Genomic DNA, 1187 nt, shown 5'->3' on the forward strand with positions numbered 1-1187 from the left:
CCAGCAACCATCTTGAGACCGAACATGTCATGCGCAGTTGAAATCCGATTGCCAGCGCTGTCCCGTTCGAGCGATGGCGTTGAGCGTGATGAGCAGTTTGCGCATGCATGCGACGAGCGCGACCTTTTTGGGTTTGCCGGCGGCGACCAGTCTCAGGTAGCAGGCGCGGATAAGCGGATTGAAGCGCGTGGCGACCAGTGCGGCGACATAGAGTACGCGTCGCACGCTGGCGCGGCCGCCGAAGATATGACGCTGTCCGCGCAAGGTGCCCGAATCGCGATTGATTGGCGCAAGTCCGGCCAGACTGGTGATCTGCTTGCGCGTGAGGTGTCCGAGTTCGGGCAACTCCGCGATGAGTGTGCTGGCGGTAGTCGGGCCGACGCCCTTGACCGATTGCAGCAAAGCCGACAGGTCGGCGTAGCGCTCCTGAAGTACGTGCTGGACGTCGTTATCGATGTCGGCCAACTGACTGAGCAGTGCCTCGATCATGGCTTCGATGCTTGTGCGGGCGCGTTCATGGGCCACGGCCAGTCGCTGCCGCTCGGAAACCAGCATGGCGACCAGTTGCCGACGGCGGGTGACGAGTGCGACGAGTTCCCGTTGTTCCTCACTGGCCAGGGGCCGTGGCTGATGGCCTTGCGCATGCAATACGGCAGCGAACTCGGCCAGTGCACGCGCGTCAAGGCGGTCGGTCTTGGCCAGCCGCCCCATGGCTCGCGCGAAATCACGGGCCTGGCGCGGATTGATGACCGAGACGGGCAAACCCGCACCGGCCAACGCCACTGCACAGGCCCGCTCGTAGCCGCCCGTGGCTTCAAGTATGACCAACGCAACTGTTTTGCGCCGCAACCAGCGCTGCAACTTTGCATGCCCGGCTTCGGTGTTCTCAAACGAGTGCGTGGAGGCGTCCGAGCAGCACACCTCGACGCTGTCCTTGGCGACATCGATACCTACAAAAACCGGTTGGCTCATGTTCATCGGCTCCCAGCCTTATAGATGCGAAATGAGATCAATCAACCATTCGGGATGGCGTTAAACGAGGCAGCCATGACACGCCTTGAGCTGGTGTTCGAGCTTATTGGCTCGCAGGAGACACAAGCTGTGCCACGGCCGCCAACCGGTAAAGCAGCCCGCCTGACGGCGGGCCACAACTGAAGTTTGAAGCAAATTGAAGATATAAGGAGACG

General features: G+C 61.3%; 1 protein-coding gene. It reads right to left on the reverse strand.

Translation table 11 applies throughout. The features are described 5' to 3' along the window. Positions 1-27 precede the first annotated feature (27 nt). Positions 28-972, reverse strand: coding sequence for an IS110 family transposase (locus BDI24065_RS40855; RefSeq protein WP_175035933.1), 945 nt, complete (start codon positions 970-972; stop codon positions 28-30). Between the last annotated feature and the right edge of the window lie 215 nt (positions 973-1187).

The organism is Burkholderia lata, assembly GCF_902499025.1.
Classification (GTDB): domain Bacteria; phylum Pseudomonadota; class Gammaproteobacteria; order Burkholderiales; family Burkholderiaceae; genus Burkholderia; species Burkholderia lata_C.

Excerpts from the sequence above, each read along its gene's own strand:
- BDI24065_RS40855 (WP_175035933.1), bottom strand. The coding sequence starts at position 972 with ATGAGCCAACCGGTTTTTGTAGGTATCGATGTCGCCAAGGACAGCGTC.